Source organism: Akkermansiaceae bacterium, from assembly GCA_024233115.1.
Lineage (GTDB): Bacteria > Verrucomicrobiota > Verrucomicrobiia > Verrucomicrobiales > Akkermansiaceae > Oceaniferula.
The window spans coordinates 301731-318510 of sequence record JACKQB010000003.1 but is presented as its reverse complement, the minus strand read 5'-3'; the positions used below and the strand labels follow the sequence as shown (position 1 = coordinate 318510).

Annotated in this window: 16 protein-coding genes and 1 pseudogene; 9 read left to right on the top strand and 8 right to left on the bottom strand. The window is 56.1% G+C overall.

Features of this window, described 5'->3' with window-relative positions; all coding sequences use genetic code 11:
• Positions 1 to 46: 46 nt before the first annotated feature.
• From H7A51_09290 to H7A51_09265, 6 genes and pseudogenes are all read left to right on the top strand, one after another.
• Positions 47 to 514, top strand: coding sequence for a DUF393 domain-containing protein (locus H7A51_09290; GenBank protein ID MCP5536412.1), 468 nt, complete (start codon positions 47 to 49; stop codon positions 512 to 514).
• Positions 515 to 720: 206 nt separating this feature from the next.
• Positions 721 to 1053, top strand: a pseudogene (locus H7A51_09285) (hypothetical protein).
• A gap of 124 nt (positions 1054 to 1177) precedes the next feature.
• On the top strand, positions 1178 to 1576 hold the full coding sequence (locus tag H7A51_09280; protein MCP5536411.1) for a hypothetical protein: 399 nt from the start codon (positions 1178 to 1180) through the stop codon (positions 1574 to 1576).
• Between the two features lie 4 nt (positions 1577 to 1580).
• The gene (locus tag H7A51_09275; GenBank protein MCP5536410.1) at positions 1581 to 2069 is read left to right on the top strand and encodes a hypothetical protein; all 489 of its coding nucleotides are present in this window, start codon (positions 1581 to 1583) and stop codon (positions 2067 to 2069) included.
• A complete protein-coding gene (locus tag H7A51_09270; GenBank protein MCP5536409.1) occupies positions 2066 to 2944 on the top strand; it encodes a hypothetical protein in 879 nt (292 codons plus the stop codon). The genes H7A51_09275 and H7A51_09270 overlap by 4 nt, the downstream gene beginning before the upstream one ends.
• 18 nt (positions 2945 to 2962) lie before the next feature.
• Positions 2963 to 3886 carry a TIGR01777 family protein gene (locus tag H7A51_09265; protein MCP5536408.1) on the top strand — a complete coding sequence of 308 codons (924 nt, stop codon included), beginning with the start codon at positions 2963 to 2965 and terminating at the stop codon, positions 3884 to 3886.
• A 9-nt stretch (positions 3887 to 3895) separates the two neighbouring features.
• Here the strand turns inward: H7A51_09265 and H7A51_09260 are convergent, their stop codons facing one another.
• The 6 genes from H7A51_09260 to H7A51_09235 form a co-directional block, all read right to left on the bottom strand.
• Positions 3896 to 4288 carry a type II toxin-antitoxin system death-on-curing family toxin gene (locus H7A51_09260; protein MCP5536407.1) on the bottom strand — a complete coding sequence of 131 codons (393 nt, stop codon included), beginning with the start codon at positions 4286 to 4288 and terminating at the stop codon, positions 3896 to 3898.
• A complete protein-coding gene (locus H7A51_09255; GenBank protein ID MCP5536406.1) occupies positions 4289 to 4519 on the bottom strand; it encodes a hypothetical protein in 231 nt (76 codons plus the stop codon).
• Positions 4520 to 4746: 227 nt separating this feature from the next.
• Positions 4747 to 5505 (bottom strand): TatD family hydrolase, encoded by a 759-nt coding sequence (locus H7A51_09250; protein ID MCP5536405.1) that lies wholly within the window; start codon positions 5503 to 5505, stop codon positions 4747 to 4749.
• Positions 5498 to 6553 (bottom strand): tRNA 2-selenouridine(34) synthase MnmH, encoded by a 1056-nt coding sequence (gene mnmH, locus H7A51_09245; protein ID MCP5536404.1) that lies wholly within the window; start codon positions 6551 to 6553, stop codon positions 5498 to 5500. Before mnmH ends, H7A51_09250 begins: the two co-directional genes overlap by 8 nt.
• A 23-nt stretch (positions 6554 to 6576) precedes the next feature.
• Positions 6577 to 6969, bottom strand: a complete 393-nt coding sequence (locus H7A51_09240) for a hypothetical protein (protein ID MCP5536403.1) — start codon at positions 6967 to 6969, stop codon at positions 6577 to 6579.
• Positions 6970 to 6991: 22 nt separating this feature from the next.
• Positions 6992 to 7576, bottom strand: a complete 585-nt coding sequence (locus H7A51_09235) for a TPM domain-containing protein (GenBank protein MCP5536402.1) — start codon at positions 7574 to 7576, stop codon at positions 6992 to 6994.
• 187 nt (positions 7577 to 7763) lie between these two features.
• Here H7A51_09235 and H7A51_09230 point away from each other — a divergent pair, with 187 nt between their 5' ends.
• Genes H7A51_09230 through H7A51_09220 form a run of 3 tightly spaced genes read left to right on the top strand, consistent with a single transcriptional unit; the run spans position 7764 to position 14169 of the window.
• Positions 7764 to 10430: a glycoside hydrolase family 95 protein gene (locus H7A51_09230; GenBank protein MCP5536401.1), complete on the top strand. Its 2667-nt coding sequence runs from the start codon at positions 7764 to 7766 to the stop codon at positions 10428 to 10430.
• 8 nt (positions 10431 to 10438) lie between these two features.
• Positions 10439 to 13660, top strand: coding sequence for an NPCBM/NEW2 domain-containing protein (locus H7A51_09225; protein ID MCP5536400.1), 3222 nt, complete (start codon positions 10439 to 10441; stop codon positions 13658 to 13660).
• Between the two features lie 44 nt (positions 13661 to 13704).
• Positions 13705 to 14169 (top strand): hypothetical protein, encoded by a 465-nt coding sequence (locus H7A51_09220; protein ID MCP5536399.1) that lies wholly within the window; start codon positions 13705 to 13707, stop codon positions 14167 to 14169.
• A 171-nt stretch (positions 14170 to 14340) separates the two neighbouring features.
• Here the strand turns inward: H7A51_09220 and H7A51_09215 are convergent, their stop codons facing one another.
• Together H7A51_09215 and H7A51_09210 are read right to left on the bottom strand one after the other, a co-directional pair.
• Positions 14341 to 15390, bottom strand: coding sequence for an OmpA family protein (locus H7A51_09215; protein MCP5536398.1), 1050 nt, complete (start codon positions 15388 to 15390; stop codon positions 14341 to 14343).
• A 156-nt stretch (positions 15391 to 15546) separates the two neighbouring features.
• Positions 15547 to 16692, bottom strand: coding sequence for a hypothetical protein (locus H7A51_09210; GenBank protein ID MCP5536397.1), 1146 nt, complete (start codon positions 16690 to 16692; stop codon positions 15547 to 15549).
• Positions 16693 to 16780 lie beyond the last annotated feature (88 nt).

Below are 16780 nucleotides of genomic sequence, written 5' to 3'. Positions count from 1 at the left end.
TCTAAACTAACTAAAGTAAATCCAATAACCCGAACAACAAGTAACGATGAAAATACCCAACAACATCCAACATATCGAAGTCTACTACGATGGTCGCTGTGGCATGTGCTGCACTTTCCACGAGTGGGTCAACAAACAAGAGCGCGCCTACCCCGTGTACTTTGTCCCGTATCAGTCGGCTCGTGCCGAGGAATGGTTTCCCGGTGTCAATCAACTCGAGCCGGAGCGTGAAATGATTGTCCGCACCGACGATGGCAGCCTCTATCGCGCTGCCGAAGGCTGGGTGCTCTGCTTGCTGAGTTGTAGGAAATTCCAGGGAGTCGCCCGACGGCTCACCTCGCCCGTGCTCATGCCGGTGGCCGAGAAGACATGCCATGCCCTCGCGGCCAGACGGCATGGTTTGTCGAAGATCTTCTTCCGGAAAAAAGACCGCGAAGTCGCCGCCGAGCTCCACCGGATGCCGTCGGAAGAATGCGCTGGAACGTGCAGCAACATTCCCGACGGATTGATCTGAAATCTGGAGTGCCGAGGCTTGCCTCCGCTTTCCCGATCTATCACTCCGCACAGCATTCAACTCCCGAACCCTCGTCAGACATCTCTCACACACCTCCAGACCGATGAAACCCCGCCGCGTGAGGCAAGCCTCACCAACCACAAAGCGGAGGCAAGCCTCAGCACTCCAGAAATTTCTCCACAAACTAAAACCAAACCAATAAAAACATGAACCACACCGTCATTACCTACACCTGTTATCTCATCATTGCCATTCCGCTCACCATCTGGGTGGCCAGGACGCTGCACAAGAACGGTCGGATTTTTCTGATCAAGAGCATGGATGGCGACGAGCCGCTCGCCGACAGTATCAACCACCTGTTAGTGGTCGGGTTCTATCTCGTGAACCTCGGTTTTGTCTCGCTCTATCTAAAGCTTGACAGCCTGGTGAACGAGACCACCGGGGTTTTTGAAGCGCTCAGTGCCAAGCTGGGTGTCGTCATGCTCGTCCTCGGTGGTATGCACTTCTTCAACATCTGGCTGTTCAACCGGATGGGCAAGGGAAACGAGGTGCCAAGTCCTCCACATCCACCGGCCTATGCGGGATGGAACAAGGGGGAAGACCCGAAGTAGGGTAGGTTTGCAACCTGCCGACAACCTAGGAAAAACCACACCCACAACCACGATGAACCTCAGTGTCCACGCCCTACAGTTCGCCGGAGTGATCTTGCTCTGTGTCGTTTCCGCGAATTTTTTCGCACCGAAAAAGATGCGCTGGTCGAAGAACCTCACCAGGGTGGAGCCTGTGTTCCGCCAGGTGTTTGTCATCCACTGCGTATTTCTAATCGGGTGTGTGTTTGCCATGGCATTGGCCTGCATCATCCTGCCCCGGTTGCTCCTGACCGAGACGCTGGGGCGGGTGTTGCTTGGCTTCATGGCGGTGTTTTGGTCGGCGCGTGTGCTGGTGCAGTGCTTTTATTACGAGCGCAGCATCAAACGCGAGTTCCCCGTTTTCAATATCTTGTTCAGCACGGCATTCTTTTATCTCGCGGGAGTGTTTACATACCTAACAATCGCCCACTGACCTTATGGAAACGGAAATCATCAACACCGCCATCATTCTCGCTGGGCTGGGGCAACTGGTTCTGGTGCTGGCCAGTGCCGTCATTCCGCGGTGCCTCGACTGGAAAGGCCCGTTAGGCACGCTGCCGCGGCTGATGCGCCAGTTGTTCTGGACCTACGCGGGGTATATTCTCGGCATGCACCTGTTCTTTGGCCTGTTGTCCACGTTCGGCAGCGGGTTGCTTCTGGATGGCACGCCGCAGGCGGCATTGCTCTGTGCGCTGATGATGACGTGGTGGGCGGTGAGGATCGGGCTTCAGTTTTTTTGCTTCGACCGCAAGGGGATTCCGCAGACACGCTTCAATGTGCTGGCGGAGATCTTGTTAGTCAGCTTGTTTCTCTACCTCGCACTAAGCTACGGAGCGGCATTGTGGCACAACGTCGGGTTTGCCGATCATACAGGCACGATGCACTCACCCAGTTTGCCGACAACTTGGAAAGTCGTCCTACTATGACCCACTACCTCCACAGCTTTCTGTTGGCACTGGCGTTCCTCGTGTTCAGTCGTGTGGTTCGAAATCGCCGCCTGCTCTGGGGCGGTATGCTGGCCGTGCTTGCCGGGGTACACCTGCTGCACATCCACGATGCGCCGTTTGCGCGGATGGTGGTGATTTGTTCGGTGTTGCTGATCTGCATGAAGGGGATTGTTTACGTCGAGTGGGGGAGGCGGCTGCCCTGGTCGCGCTGGTTCATGTTCACCTTCCTGTGGTTTGGCATGGAACCCACTCCGTTCGCGGCTGGACGGCGCAAGCTGCGTTGGAAAAAGGACGCGGTGACCGGCCTGGCATGTCTGGCGACCGGACTGCTGCTCAGCGTGCTGGTTGCGCACTACAGGATCGATTCCATCCTGGTGATGTTTGTGCCGCTGAGCTTGGCGTTTCACTTTGGTGTGCTGCGGCTGCTCACCGCGTTCTGGCGGATGCGGGGGATTGCGGTCCGGCCACTGTTCCGGAACCCGCTGGTGAGCCGTGGTGTGGCGGATTTCTGGTCGATGCGCTGGAACCTGTCGTTCTCCCAGATGATGGCGCGCACGGTGCAGCGTCCGCTCACGCCCCACATCGGCAAACGGGCCGCGCTGTTTGCGGTTTTCCTCGTCTCCGGCCTGCTGCACGAACTCGCCATCACGGTGCCGGTGCAGAGCGGCTACGGGCTGCCGACGCTCTACTTCACGCTGCATGGCGTGCTGGTGCTTATTGAAAATGACCGGTGGCCACTGTGGTTGAGACGCGCTATCGTGCTGGTCATGGTAGCCGCTCCCTTGCCCGTTCTTTTTCCCGCCGAGTTTAGCCGCCAGGTCATCGAATTGACACTCTCCTACCTACGCTTATAACCCAAACCTAACATAACCATGAAAAAAATCATCATCGCCGGGGCCAACGGCTTTCTCGCCCGCTATCTGAGCCGCTATTTTCACAACAAGGGCTGGCAGGTCGCCGGGCTGGCACGCCGGTCGGAAGGACTGGATGAGCACTGCCGCTACATCCACTGGGACGGCGGGACGCTCGGCGACTGGGCGGGTGAGCTCGACGGCTGTGAGGTGCTGGTCAACATGGCCGGCCGCAGTGTCAACTGCCGCTATAACGACAAAAACAAGGCGGAGATCATCAGCTCGCGCGTCAACAGCACCCGGGTGTTAGGTGAGGCGATCGCCGCCTGTGAAAACCCTCCCGGGGTCTGGATGAACGCCAGCACCGCCACCATCTACCGCCATTCCGAAGACCAGCCGCAGGGCGAGCAGGGGGAGCTGGGCGAGGGGTTCTCCGTCGAGGTCGCCAAGGCGTGGGAGGGTGCCTTCTTCGGGGCGAAGGTGCCGGGCAAGGTGCGCAAGGTGGCGCTGCGCACCTCGCTGGTGATGGCGAACGAACCCGGCACTGTGTTCGACTACCTCTACAAACTCTCCAGGCTCTTCCTCGGTGGCCCGGTCGGGGGTGGGCGGCAAATGGTCAGCTGGATTTACATCGACGACTACTGCCGCGCGCTCGAGTGGTTGATCGACCACGACGAGATCCATGGCGCCATCAACATCACCTCGCCGGATGCGGTGACCAACGCCGGGATGATGCGCCGTTTCCGCAAGCTGGCAAGGCGTCCGTTTGGCCTCCCCGCCACGAAATGGATGGCGGAGGTCGGCGCGTTTTTCATGCGTACGGAAACCGAACTCATCCTCAAGAGCCGCTGGGCCGTGCCCACCCGCTTGTTGGAAAACGGCTTCGTTTTCAAGCACCCCGAGATGAAGCCTTGTGAATGGACGAATGAAGGAGTGGATGAGTGAAGGAATGGATTATTCCGCGACGATCAGCGCCCGCAGGCGTTCGGTGGTGCCGGGCCGGTCGATGACGGAAGCGGCGACATCGAGTACGAGGGTTTCCCATGCGTCCACATCCAGGGTATGATTTTCCAGATGTCCATTCTCACTGAGAAAAACGAGACATGATGCGAGAGCCGTTCTTTTGTTGCCGTCCACAAAAGGATGGTTGTTACACAGATAATAGAGGTAGGCAGCCGCGACTTCGATGGGGTCGCTCATGATTGGCTCACCTGCGAAAGTGGCTTGTGGCGCGGCGATCGCGCTTTCAAGCAGGGACTTTTCCCTCAATCCCGCGCTGCCGCCGTGCGCCTTGAGCACTTCCTCATGAATGGCAAGGACTGTGTCCGTTGACAAATGAATCATCATTTATTTGGACAGACGGTCAAAAAGTTCGTCGTTGGCGGCAATGATCTCTGCGGCTTTGGTTTTGGCTTTTTCAGCGGAGACCAGAGCCACGTCGGGCGCGAGCGTAATCGTGCCGCCGTCGTGGACGGTGACGTTGACCTTGTCGCCCTCCTTCAGGTTCGCAAGCTCCAGCAGGGCGGAATCGAGAATGATACCCCTGGAGTTGCCGATCTTGGTAATGGTCTTGATCATGTAAAACATTGTATTACATGATTGACGTATGTCAAGGATGCACAGTAGGGTTACTTTCCAAGTTGCCGTCAGGATTTGTGAATCCAACGTGCAGGGGGTGATGATTCCATGGGTTGCCGACAGCTTGCAAAGCTGTCCTACTTTTCGCGGTAGCGGACCTTGAACCGTTCCGCTGCGTTCAGAGCAGGACATTCTCACTCGCCACGACCGAGGCGAGGACGGCGAGATCATATTCCGAAGAAGCTGGAAAAATTGGCGTCCACCCTCGTGGTGTCGAGGCAGGCCGAGGCGGCTTCTGCGATGGTCGGCAAGTTGGCGGGGTGGTTGGCGCCGTCCGGGAGCGGGTGGGTGATGACACCCGCGGGCGGCAGCATGTCGGGCGCGTCGGATTCGAGCAACAGCCGCTCCGCGGGGACAGCGCGGAAGGCGTCGAGCGCCCCGGCCTTTTTTTCATGAAGAAAATACCCGGAAAACGAGAAATACGCGCCCAGTTCGGCAAAGCGGGGCACCAGCTCGGCGGAGCCGCCGTAGGAGTGCAGCAGGAATCCACGGTCCGGGAGATTGTTAGACTCCAGCACCCCGAGCAAGGGACCCCAGGCTTTCAGGCAGTGGATGGAGAGGGGGAGGTTGCGGTCGGCGGCTAGATTGAGCTGGGCGGTGAAAACCTCGGTCTGTAAATCGATGTCAAAACCCCGCATCCAGCGGTCGAGCCCGCACTCGCCCACACAGGCGCCCGGCACGGTGCCGAGGTAATCAACGAGCAGCTCCAGCCACCCGTCGGTGGCCGTTTGCCACGGGTGCAGGCCAAACGATGGAATGATGAACTCCGGAAATGTTTTGGCGAGGGCGGCGACTCGAGGCCAGTCGGCGGGGGAGGTGCCGTTGACCACGCAGCGGGTGATACCGCTTTCCATCATCCCGGCGATGACCTGGTCGCGGATGCCGTCGAAGCGGGTATCCTGCAGGTGGTTGTGGGCGTCAGTCACGGGCGATGAGTTTGTTGGCGGCCTGTGTCAAATCACCGGTGGAAAAGCCCGGGAGCTCCAGGGTGATGGATGGCTCGGCGTAGTTGGACTTTTCATGTCCCGCCTGTCGGTAAACGAGATCATAATGGTCACGTAGCACGGATTCGACAAATTCCAGCCATTTACCGGCATCGATCTGATCGTGCCAGGCCTGCACTTGCGCGCGACCGCGTAGTCTGACCAGTTTTTCTAACAAACTTTTCAGGTGGTCGGGGGCTGTCGTGAAATACGGGTAGTCGTCCAACAGGAAGGCAGCGCGTTTTTCCAGTGCCAGCTCGATGTTGATCACCGTGCCTTCACCCAGTTTTTTCCAAAGGGGCGGGGGGCAATGCAGCCCACCGATCCGGTTACTCTCCGCCTCGGTGAAGACCGGGCGTGTCGGGTCGAGTTGCGACAACGCATGCCAGAGCTTGGTTTCAAACCGCTTCTGGCTGGGTTGCACGGTGTTTGGCGTCAGGCCCAGCACGGAGCCCTTGTGATTGGCGAGCCCTTCCAAATCAAGGATCTGGGCACCCTGGGCGCGCAAGGTGTGCAGCAGACGTGTTTTTGCCACACCGGTTTGTCCTGCCAGCACGGTGAGGTGGAAATCCGGCTGGCTGGTCAGTCGCGCTATTTCCTCACTAACAAATTTCCGGAATGCCTTATAGCCTCCTTTGACCAGACGCGCGCGCCATCCCACCGAGCGCAGGATGAATGCTAGCGAACTGGAGCGCATGCCACCACGCCAGCAGTAGACCAGCGGCGTGTATGACTTGCCTTTTTCCGCAAAGTGACTTTGCAAGTACCTCGCGGCGTTGGCCGAGATGAGGGCTGCTCCGAGTCGGCGTGCTGCAAAGGGTTTGTCCTTGTATAAGGTACCCACCACCACACGCTCCTCGTCGCTAAGCACGGGCAGGTTGACCGCCCCTGGCAGGTGGTCCTCGGCAAACTCCGAGGGTGAGCGCACATCGATGATCTCGGTAAACTCACCGAGGTCATGGGGCAGGGTGATGGTTTCGACATGTTTCATGACGAAACGATTCGGTGAGGATCTTACTTCGACGCTGCCGCAGCGGGTTTGTTACCGAGCGCGGGTTTGTTGTAGGCGAGATACGCACTGGCCAAGCCGAGGGCGATGATCAGAATCCACGCTGGCGCACCTTGGATGATCCGGCGCTTCGCCAGAACCAGGGCACCACCGAGAATTACCCAGATGACGATTTTGAGAATCAACCACGTTGGGAATGACGATCCATGGGTGATGATGTATGCCGCTTTCAACTTGGCCTGCATACCAAACCCACCGAGGAGAATAAGCATAAGACCGATGCCGTGACCGATCGCGGCGCCCTTGGTCGAGGCCTTGCCGGCAAACAGGGAGCCAAAGGCGAAAAACAGGGTAAACAGTCCGGCGAAGTGGATGAGGCGGTAAATTTCGTAGTTCATGGTTGGAAGTGGGTGGTGTGGTTTAGTATTCTATTCTGTGGGTATCCCTGCTTTGTTCAAGCCCCAAAGTCTCGCCAAGACCGTCACAAATCCCCTCCATCAATTGGTCGAGGGATTCGATAACCGTCAAGATCGCCTGGGTGAGATCGGCGGCCCCGAGGGATGGCTGCGCTTTTTCAAGCGTATGATCGAGTGCTTTACGAGGTAAAAATGGTTCCAACCCGTATCCGACGATTAACCCGATACGACCTTGTTTCGGGTCGAGCCCCAGGAGTATCGAGTGGTTTTTCCCGCCTTTGCGGTCGCTGGCACAAAATTCACCTTGGTTAAACAGCCAGAAAAGATGGGTGGCTATCGGGTATTGGCGGTCGAATTTTTGCAACAGCACATGCATTTCCACCTGGGGAAACCGACGGGTCAGGTTGGCAAGCGCGTTCCGGATTTTTTTATCAGCCCCTTTGTCCAGGACCCCGAGGGTATCGGTCAGGCCTTTGGCAAAACGGGGGATCGGCCCCAGCAAGGCGTTGGCACTTTGCAGGGACAACTGGCACGACGGGCATTCCTTGGAGGTTTCGGTGAGGGTGGCGCGGCAATAGGGGCATTGCATGGCCCCATATATACGGAACTAATTTGCCGCCGAAAGCCAAAAGGTGGGCGCAGCTCAAAATAATGACACCTCACCGGGGAGTGTTACCACGGACTAATTCAAAACAAGGCTGGATTTCCTTCCGATAATGGGGGAATTTCGTGTCAGCCACGGCTCATGAGTCGTAGCCATCAACACTCGAACGATTATGAAAGCCATCATCCCATGTTTACTGTCTCTCGGAATTTCATCAGGGAGCCTGTGCGCTTCCCCGGCATCGGAGGTTCTCTTTTTTAATGAGCCGGCGAAAAGCTGGGAATCCGGCGGCCTGCCCATCGGTAATGGCTCCTTGGGCGGGGTCTTGTTTGGTGGCGTGGAAAAGGCGGTGATCCAGTTCAACGTCGACTCCTTATGGACGGGGGATGAAAACCCGAGCGGGAATTATGATCACAAAGGCATGGGGAATTATCAGAATTTTGGTAATCTGGTCTTTTCCCAAGCGGGTGCCACTTCGTCGGAGGTTCGGGTTTGGGTTCCCAAGGACACAGCTCACTTCAAAGATTATCAGCCATCGAGCCCTCGCGAGGGGATAGCGCAATCGATGGATGGTGCGCTGGATTCAAAGTGGTGTGTGATCCTGAAGAATCATAACAAGATCGTATGGCAAGCCGATCTGGGCACTGAGAAACCTCTCACCCGGTATCGTTTTACCAGTGCCAATGATATGCCTGACCGGGATCCTGCCAACTGGATTCTGTCAGGCTCCAATGACGGCAAGTCATGGCAGCAGCTCGACAAACAACTGGACATCGCCCCCATGGAACAACGTGGCCAGTCGGTCTCCTACACTCTCAAGTCTCCAGCCACTTACAGGTATTACAGGTTTACTTTTTCCCCCCGCAAAAACACCACCCATTTCCAAGTCGCTGAAATCGCGCTTGAGGGAATCGATTTGAAGGTGAAGCCATCCTCAGCTGATGCCTACCGTCGACAGCTTGATATCAAGAATGCCATCCATACCACGACGTGGAAAAAAAAGGGGGTGACCTATACGCGTGAAGCCATCGCCTCCCATCCCGCCGGTGTCATTGCCTGGCGTATCTCGGCTGACAAACCCGGTGTCATCGGAGGTTTGCTCTCGTTTCAGGGAACCCATGGGAGTGCTGATAAAACCGAAGCGAATGCTCACTCAGTCAGTATGAGTGGAACCCTCCCTAACGGGTTGAAATACAAGTCCCAGGCACAAGTGGTTGCCAAAGGGGGGCAGATCACGACGGAAGGCGACAGCATACGCGTAACTAACAGCGACGAAATCCTAATCCTGTTAGCCGCCGATACCAACTACGTCATGGATCATAAATTGGGGTGGATGCAGGGAGATCCAGCCGCCAAAGTGGCAGCGCGAATCCATAAGGCAGCCGCGCAACCATGGTCGGAGCTACTTAAAAACCACCAATCCGATTACTCGGAATTCTACGGGCGTGTGCAGCTTGATATCGGAAAATCCGATGCCGCTATTGCCAGCCAACCGATTAACGAACGTATTGAACGCTATCGTCAGGAGGCCCAGAACCTGCCCCGCCCTTGTCTCGATCCCGAGCTTGAGGCCATGCTGTTCAACTACGGTCGCTATCTGCTGATTTCATCGTCACGCGAAGGCACTCTGCCCGCAAACCTCCAGGGGATATGGTGTAATTCTAACACGCCGGCGTGGCACTGCGACTACCACTCGAACATCAACCTCCAGATGAACTACTGGCTGTCGGAAACCACCAACCTCGCCGAGTTGTCCAAACCCTTGTTCGATATGCTGACCGCCGGTGCGCCGGTTTATCGTAAGGATACCGCCGCTTTTTACGGGAAGGAAACACAGGGTTTTGTCACCCGTATGAGTATCAACCCGTTCGGGGGCACTGGATGGAATTGGAATATCGAAGGCACCGCATGGCTCTCGCAACACTACTGGGAACACTATCAGTTTTCTCTCGATAAGGCATTTCTCAAAAAAGAGGCCTGGCCGTGGATGCGCGATGTGAGTTTGTTCTGGTTGGGTCGACTCAAGGAGCTGCCCAACGGCAGTCTCGTCGTGCCTAACGCATGGTCGCACGAGCACGGCCCCCATGAGGATGGCACCGCCCATGCCCAACAACTGATGTGGGATCTGTTCACCAGCACCTTGAGTGCCGCAAAAATCCTCAACCAAGACCCGGCACTGCAGAAACGGCTCGAAACCGCGCTCAGCAAACTTTACGGACCCAGGATCGGTAGCTGGGGGCAGCTGATGGAATGGATGGGCGAGAAGCCTGGTTTGGAAAAAAGTAACCATCGCCACACCAGCCACCTTTTTGCCATCCATCCTGGTAATCAGATCACGATGGCCAATAACCCGAAACTCGCCGAGGCCGCCCGTGTTTCCCTGACCAAACGCGGTGAGGTAGGGGATAGCCGCCGGTCGTGGACCTGGGCATGGCGCACCGCCCTTTGGTCGCGCCTCGGCCAGCCGGCTCGCGCCCACGGCTGCATCGCCGGGCTTCTTGCCTACAACACCCTGCCCAATCTCTGGACCACCCATCCTCCGTTTCAGATCGATGGTAATTTCGGTATCACCGCCGGAATGGCGGAGATGTTCCTGCAAAGCCACGCAGGTGAGATCTCGCTGCTGCCCGCACTCCCGCAGGTTTATCCGACGGGATCAGTCACAGGCCTGCGGGCACGTGGAAACGTCAATGTGGATATCGTATGGAAAGACGGCAAGCTCGTCTCGGCCAGTCTAACATCACCTCGCGATCAAACTGTAAAAGTCCGTATTCCCGGCAAAGCCCCACAGTCGGTTGAGCTGAAATCCCAAGCGCCACACAAGATTTTGGCCCGATAATACCCAATATGAAAACACGCGTTTTTACCGCCATCTGCGCCGCCGGTCTTCTCACTGCGGTATCATCCATCACCTATGCCGTCGAGCCTGGTGCTGTCACTCAGAATGCGAGCCCCGCACAGATCTCAACATTTGTTTGGAAAACGGCGAACCACATAGACATCAAAATCCAGTTCTACCGCGACGATGTGTTTCGCATCCAGGCAGCACCCGACAGCCAATTTGCCGATCCCAAAAACGATCCCGAGAAGGCGCAAATCGTCATCGTCGATTCCCCGGAAAAAGTTGGGCTGAACATGAAGGAGGATGACGGGAGTGTCATCTTTACGACCCCGAAGCTCACTCTGACGCTGGATAAAAAAACCAGCCGGTTTACCCTCGCCCGACCAAACGGTGAGGTCATCTGGAAAGAGCTCAAGCCCCTTGATCTGACGGAAAAACTCACCGTGCAGACCCTCAGCACCACAGAGGATGAACACTTCTTCGGTGGCGGCCAACAAAACGGCCACTTCACCCACAAGGGGACCCAAATAGAAATCCGCGCCGATGGCAACTGGAACGAAGGCGGCAAACCCAACCCCGCCCCCTTCTACGTCTCCAGCAAAGGTTACGGTGTCCTGCGCAACACCTTCTCACCCGGTCACTACGATTTCACCGAGGTCACTAACATCAAGCTCGACCACCAGGAAAACCGCTTTGATGCCTACTACTTTGTAGGCCCCGATTTCAAACGCGTCGTCGATCTCTACACCCAGTTCACAGGCCGTCCCAACTTCGTCCCCATCTGGGCGCTCGAACTCGGTGAGGCCGACGCCTACATGACCCGCGATCCGAAGACGAAAGAGCTGCTGAAAAACCCCGACGGCAGTTACGTGGAAACCACCCCGGACTGCATTGACCGGCTGGCAAAAAAATACCGCGAACACGACATGCCCGGCGGCTGGATCCTGCCTAACGATGGTTACGGCTGCGAATACACCCAGCTTCCTTATGTGGTCAAGGAGTTGCACAAGTTAGGGTTCTATACCGGCCTCTGGACTCAGCGCGATCTCGATAAAACCGAGTGGGAAGTCGGCACGGCTGGCATCCGCGCCCAGAAGCTCGACGTGGCATGGACCGGTCCCGCCTACCAGTTCTCTCTCGATGCCAACCGCCAGGCCTGGACATCTCTAACAACGAACTCCAACAGTCGGGGCTTCGTCTGGACCGTACAAGGCTGGGCCGGCACCCAGCGTTACTCCGTCTGCTGGACCGGCGATCAATACGGCTCCTGGGATCTCATCCGTTACCATATCCCCACACTCATCGGCTCCGGTATGTCCGGCCAGGCGTACGCCACCACGGACATCGATGGCATTTTCGGCGGTAGCCCGGAGACCTACACCCGCGACCTCCAGTGGAAATGCTTCACTCCCGTGCTCTACGCGATGAACGGGTGGGCGGGGAAAATCAGCAAAAGCCCATGGGCCTACGAGGAGCCGTTCATTTCGATCAACCGCAAGTATCTCAAACTCAAGATGCGTCTCACGCCCTACATGTATAAATACACCCGCGAGGCATACGATACCGGGGCCCCCATCGTGCGCGGCATGGTCTGGGAGTTTCCCGGGGATGAAAAAACCTACGATCGCTCGACCCAGCACCAGTATATGTTAGGCGAGCATCTTCTCATCGCTCCCGTTTTCACCAGTGGCAAAATCAACAAAGGCTGGCGCAAGGAGGATATCTATCTGCCCGAGGGAAATTGGGTCGACTACTGGGACGGTCGACGCATCACCGGCCCCACCACCATCGACAACTATCCCGCACCGTTGGAAAAACTCCCCATCCTCGTCAAAGCTGGTGCCATCATCCCGATGTATCCGGAAATGCTCTACAACAACCAGAAACCCAAGGACCCGCTCACCTTCGATATCTACCCACACGGGGAAAGTGAATTTCTGCTCTACGAAGACGATGGCCTGACAAGAAAACACCAGCAGGGTGAATTTGCCCGGCAGTTGATCAAAGTCAATGCCCCCCGGAACACCGAGGCCGGCGATATTCGGATCACACTTGAGCCACCAAAGGGAAGGTTTGACGGGCAGCTGGAGACCCGGGTGTACCAGTTCCAGGTCCATGTGGAGGCAAAACCGGAAAAGGTGGTGATGAATGCCGCCTTGTTGCCCGAGTATCAACATAAAGACGATCTCGATCATGCGGGTGCCGGATGGTGCTATGATCCCAATGACCGACGAGGCATTCTGTATATAAAGGCTCCCCGCAGGGACGTAAAAGAGAAATTTCTGGCGACCATTACAATCAACGATAACCAGAAAATCGAACCCTCGCCGCCATACCCCGTTCCGGAAATCACCCCGGACATCGATAAAACCCAACTGATCGTCACCGCCAGTTCCCAGCACGGTGGCGGCCCGATTACCAATGCCTTCGATGGCACTCCGGAAACCATCTGGCACTCGAACTACGGCAAGAAAAACCCCGGCAAATACCCCTACGAGGTCAATATCAACCTGGGCGGGCTATATGCCGTGAACGGCTTCCACTATCTGCCCCGCCCCAATGGTGGCAATGGTATGCTCAAGGACTACGAGGTCTATGTCAGTCGTAGCCAGGACACTTTTGGTGAACCCATCGCCAAGGGCTCGTTCAGCGAGGGAACCGAGCTGAAAAAAATCAAACTCCCCACGACCTGGGGCGAGTTCATCAGGCTCCGTTTCCTCAACTCCCAGCACGGCCCCGACCACACACACGCTGCCGCAGCCGAGTTCGATTTCACCCAGGACCTTAAGGCACCGCCACTTAAAGACGTTATCAGCTACCTCAGCGACCTCAAACCTGCCTCCAGCAAGGGGGCGTTTAAAAACGACCAGTCTTTCGGCGGCAAAACCATCACCGTCAACGGCCAGTCCTACAAGAAAGGCATCGGCGCCATGTCCGGTTCTGAAATCGTTTACGAACTCGACGGCAGCTGGGACAAGCTCTCCGGTCACGTCGGTATGGACGATGAAGTAGGCGACTCCGGCACCGTCATGTTCCGCGTTTACGCCGATGGCAAAGTTATCTTCGAAAGCCCCGTCCAAACCGGCAAAAGCGTCAAGCAGCTCATGGAACTGAACCTCAAAGGAGTCAAAGAACTTCGCCTCGTCCTCCTCGACACAGGTGATGGATCGGAAAACGACCACGGCGACTGGGTCGACGCTAAACTTATCCGCAAAGGGTCTGAATAATCATGCTTGGTATTTGGAGTTTAAAACTTAGAGTTTAACAGCAAGTGCATTTACGATTTACAGACGAGGAACTGGTTACTCTATCAGAAATGCTGACCCTGGCCTGTTGGGCGACATTCTGGAACCACAAACCCGGCTCGGATGAAGGTGTCGCGCGCTTTGATGATATGCTGGAGAAAATCCTCACCCGTCTCCAGCACAACGGGCAGGGGAAGGAGGTTGAGCTCGACCCCGACCGCCAACGCCTCCGACTTCGCAAGGACAAGGAGGACGCATCCTTCTACGCCCAGTGTTACGATGAAATGCGTGCCGAAACCTTCTGGGAAGAACTCGTTGCCCGCATGGCCGAACGCGAGCTCAACAAAAAATACACCGAGGCCCAGCTTAACAAACTCAGCGATGAGCAGCAGAAGGAATTAGCCGAACCCTTCACCAGGAAATACTGGGAGGAGTTTTCAAAAAACGGCATTGCCAACCTCCACATCATCGCCAAACGCGAGGACGGGTAAAGTAGGACAGCTTTGCAAGCTGTCGGCAGGATATGTGAATACCACGCGCATAGGTTGATAAAACCTAAGGTTGTCGGCAACTTAAAAAGCAGCCCTACAATACCCGACCAGGCTTGCAATTATTCTTCTAACTACAAAACAATTAACATGCTCGTTAATTGGCATTTTTTATCAGTTCCACTTTACCAGTTCCACCCGTCTGTTTTTGGCTCGGCCTTCCTCGCTGGTGTTCGGTGCTACCGGACTGGCGAAGCTGCAACCGAAAGGAAACAGGCGCTGCTTCGAAACATTGAAACGCACAGCCAGGGCCTCGACAACACTCGCCGCGCGGCGTTTCGACAGGTCGCGGTTGAGCTCGAAGGAGCCTGCATTATCGGTGTGGCCGACAACCAAGAGCTTCAGGGCGGGATCAGCTGCTAACAGCTTGCTGATTTCTTGAAGTGTTACATCGGATTCCGGCTTAATATCGGTTTTGTTGAAATCGAACAGTATGCCGTAAAGGGCGACGCGTCCGGCTGCGTTGATCTGTTGCTGCATCTCGTCAGCCTTCACGGTGACCATGCGGTTGGCTATAGCCTTGGTTTCCAACACATCAACACGCGCAATCACGGTTCCTTGGGCTATTCCCAGCTTTGGCTCTTTCCATGATTTAGTCACCGCACCGCAGAATATGGAAACATAGATGTCGCCCGAATCGCCGGTAGCCGGCTTTTTCATGGCGGTGTAACGGAAGTCGTCGCAACTGGCCAAGGTGTATTGCTGCAGGCGGTAGTCGGTTTCGCTGGTATATACTTGTTTGATAAAGCGCCCGTAACCGTTGTCGAGCTGATTGGAGTCGTCTGTCGGTTTGCCGTTGCTTGTCCCTTCGAAGAGAACCTCGAAACCGCGGCTCTTGAGGTCGTTCTGATAGGCACGAATACATTCAAGTGTGCCCGCATCGTCGGGCTCACGATAAAACAAAGTGGTCCGAGCACCTTCCACGGTGAGTTTTTTCCAGTCCTTGAATTTCTTGGACCGGTAATCGAACACGACCTTTTCCAGCGCAATGGTAAAGGCGTCGAATTTCTTGGTGGAATACTTGAGGATCACGGAACCTTCGATGCGCTTGAGCAAGGGGTGGTCCTTGGAGCCGCTGGCATCCTTTTTGAACTGCGGATCAACTTGAGCCGACAAAGGAAATACCAATGCGGCGACGAGGGCGGAGAACATTGTAAACTTCATGGCATCTTCAAAACTAGGCTAAGCACAATGAGACGTCGATAGGAAAACCGGCATCACAACCAGTGTGAGGTCTATAGAGATGCTCTCCCCTTCAGGTTATGCTGATTTTTCTAACTTCACTAACTCAGGGTTGGTATTAGTTACCCCGTTCGGCTACTAATCATCAAAGCGGTAAACTCTCCAGAAGGTGCGATCCCCAGCTGGGATGACGGGAGCTTCCGCTGAGCCGTCGGTATGCAATACCCGGGCGGATTCCTTCCAGTGGACCAGGTCGTCGCTTTCCTGGACGACGTAGGTGCCACCCGCCGTAGTGGCGAAGTTGAGCTGGAAATCGCCGCCGGTTTTTTCCAATGCGACACCGACCTTGCTGACGGGACTTTCATCCAGGGCTTCACGCCAGAGGCGGTAGTTCTCGATATCCACAGCCTCGTTAGAGCCGTAGCTGACTTCCAGGGTGTTTTGCATGTCGATGAACAGGCCGATGTCATCCCAGGTTTCATCGACGCTAACCTTGGCTTGCACCGCTGTGCGAACGGTGGCTCCCGGGATACTGGAGCGCTCGTAGCTAACGGCACCGTTGATATTGGAAAAAGAATCACGCTCGAAGGCCATCAAGGAGACTCCTGAGAGGGGCACACCGATGGCCGCGAACCAGGCATCGCGATCCGCGGCATCCGCCCAGCCGACGCTGCCTCCATCAGCGGGGAGTTTATCGAACCAGACCGGAAGGTCGGCATAAAGGCCTACACCTGTTAGCCCCGCCGCATCAAGATGGGCGCGGACCTCCGTGTAGGTGTCGAGCAGCAGCGTGAGGTAGTCCCTTTTCACCGACGCGTCGCCAGCATCCCATGCGGCGAGCTGTTGGGGTTCGATATCGAGGTGGATGGCATCAAACTTCTCTGATTCGAGTCGACCGGGAGCCGTGTTGTAGTTGACCACACGGTCGGTGATCTTGGTGAGTAAATTGGGACGGTTGTCGACTTCGACCCAGGTGGGTTCAGCTAACAAAAACTGGGAGGATATGCCGGCCTGGCTGAGTCGGGTATTCCACGCTGCAATCACGGCGGGCTCGGTGATGGTTCTGGTTTGATAACTTCCATAGACCCGCTTGATCGAATGCGCTGTCATGAAATCCACCGTTTGGATCTCCTTGGTGACATCGCCGACTACGTTGGCCGCTCCGTAGGGGCTGCTGGATGAATTCCAGAACCAGACACCACGGTGCAGATCCTCGGCGTGTGAGCTGGTCGGGAAATAACAGATGCAAAAACAGCTAAGGGCGGCGAGCAGTGATGGTATCATGGGCATTGGGGAATGTTATGACACCTGACGAGTCATATCGAAAGATTATGCAGGAAAATTTAGTGCTGACAATGAGGTGGGGATCTTG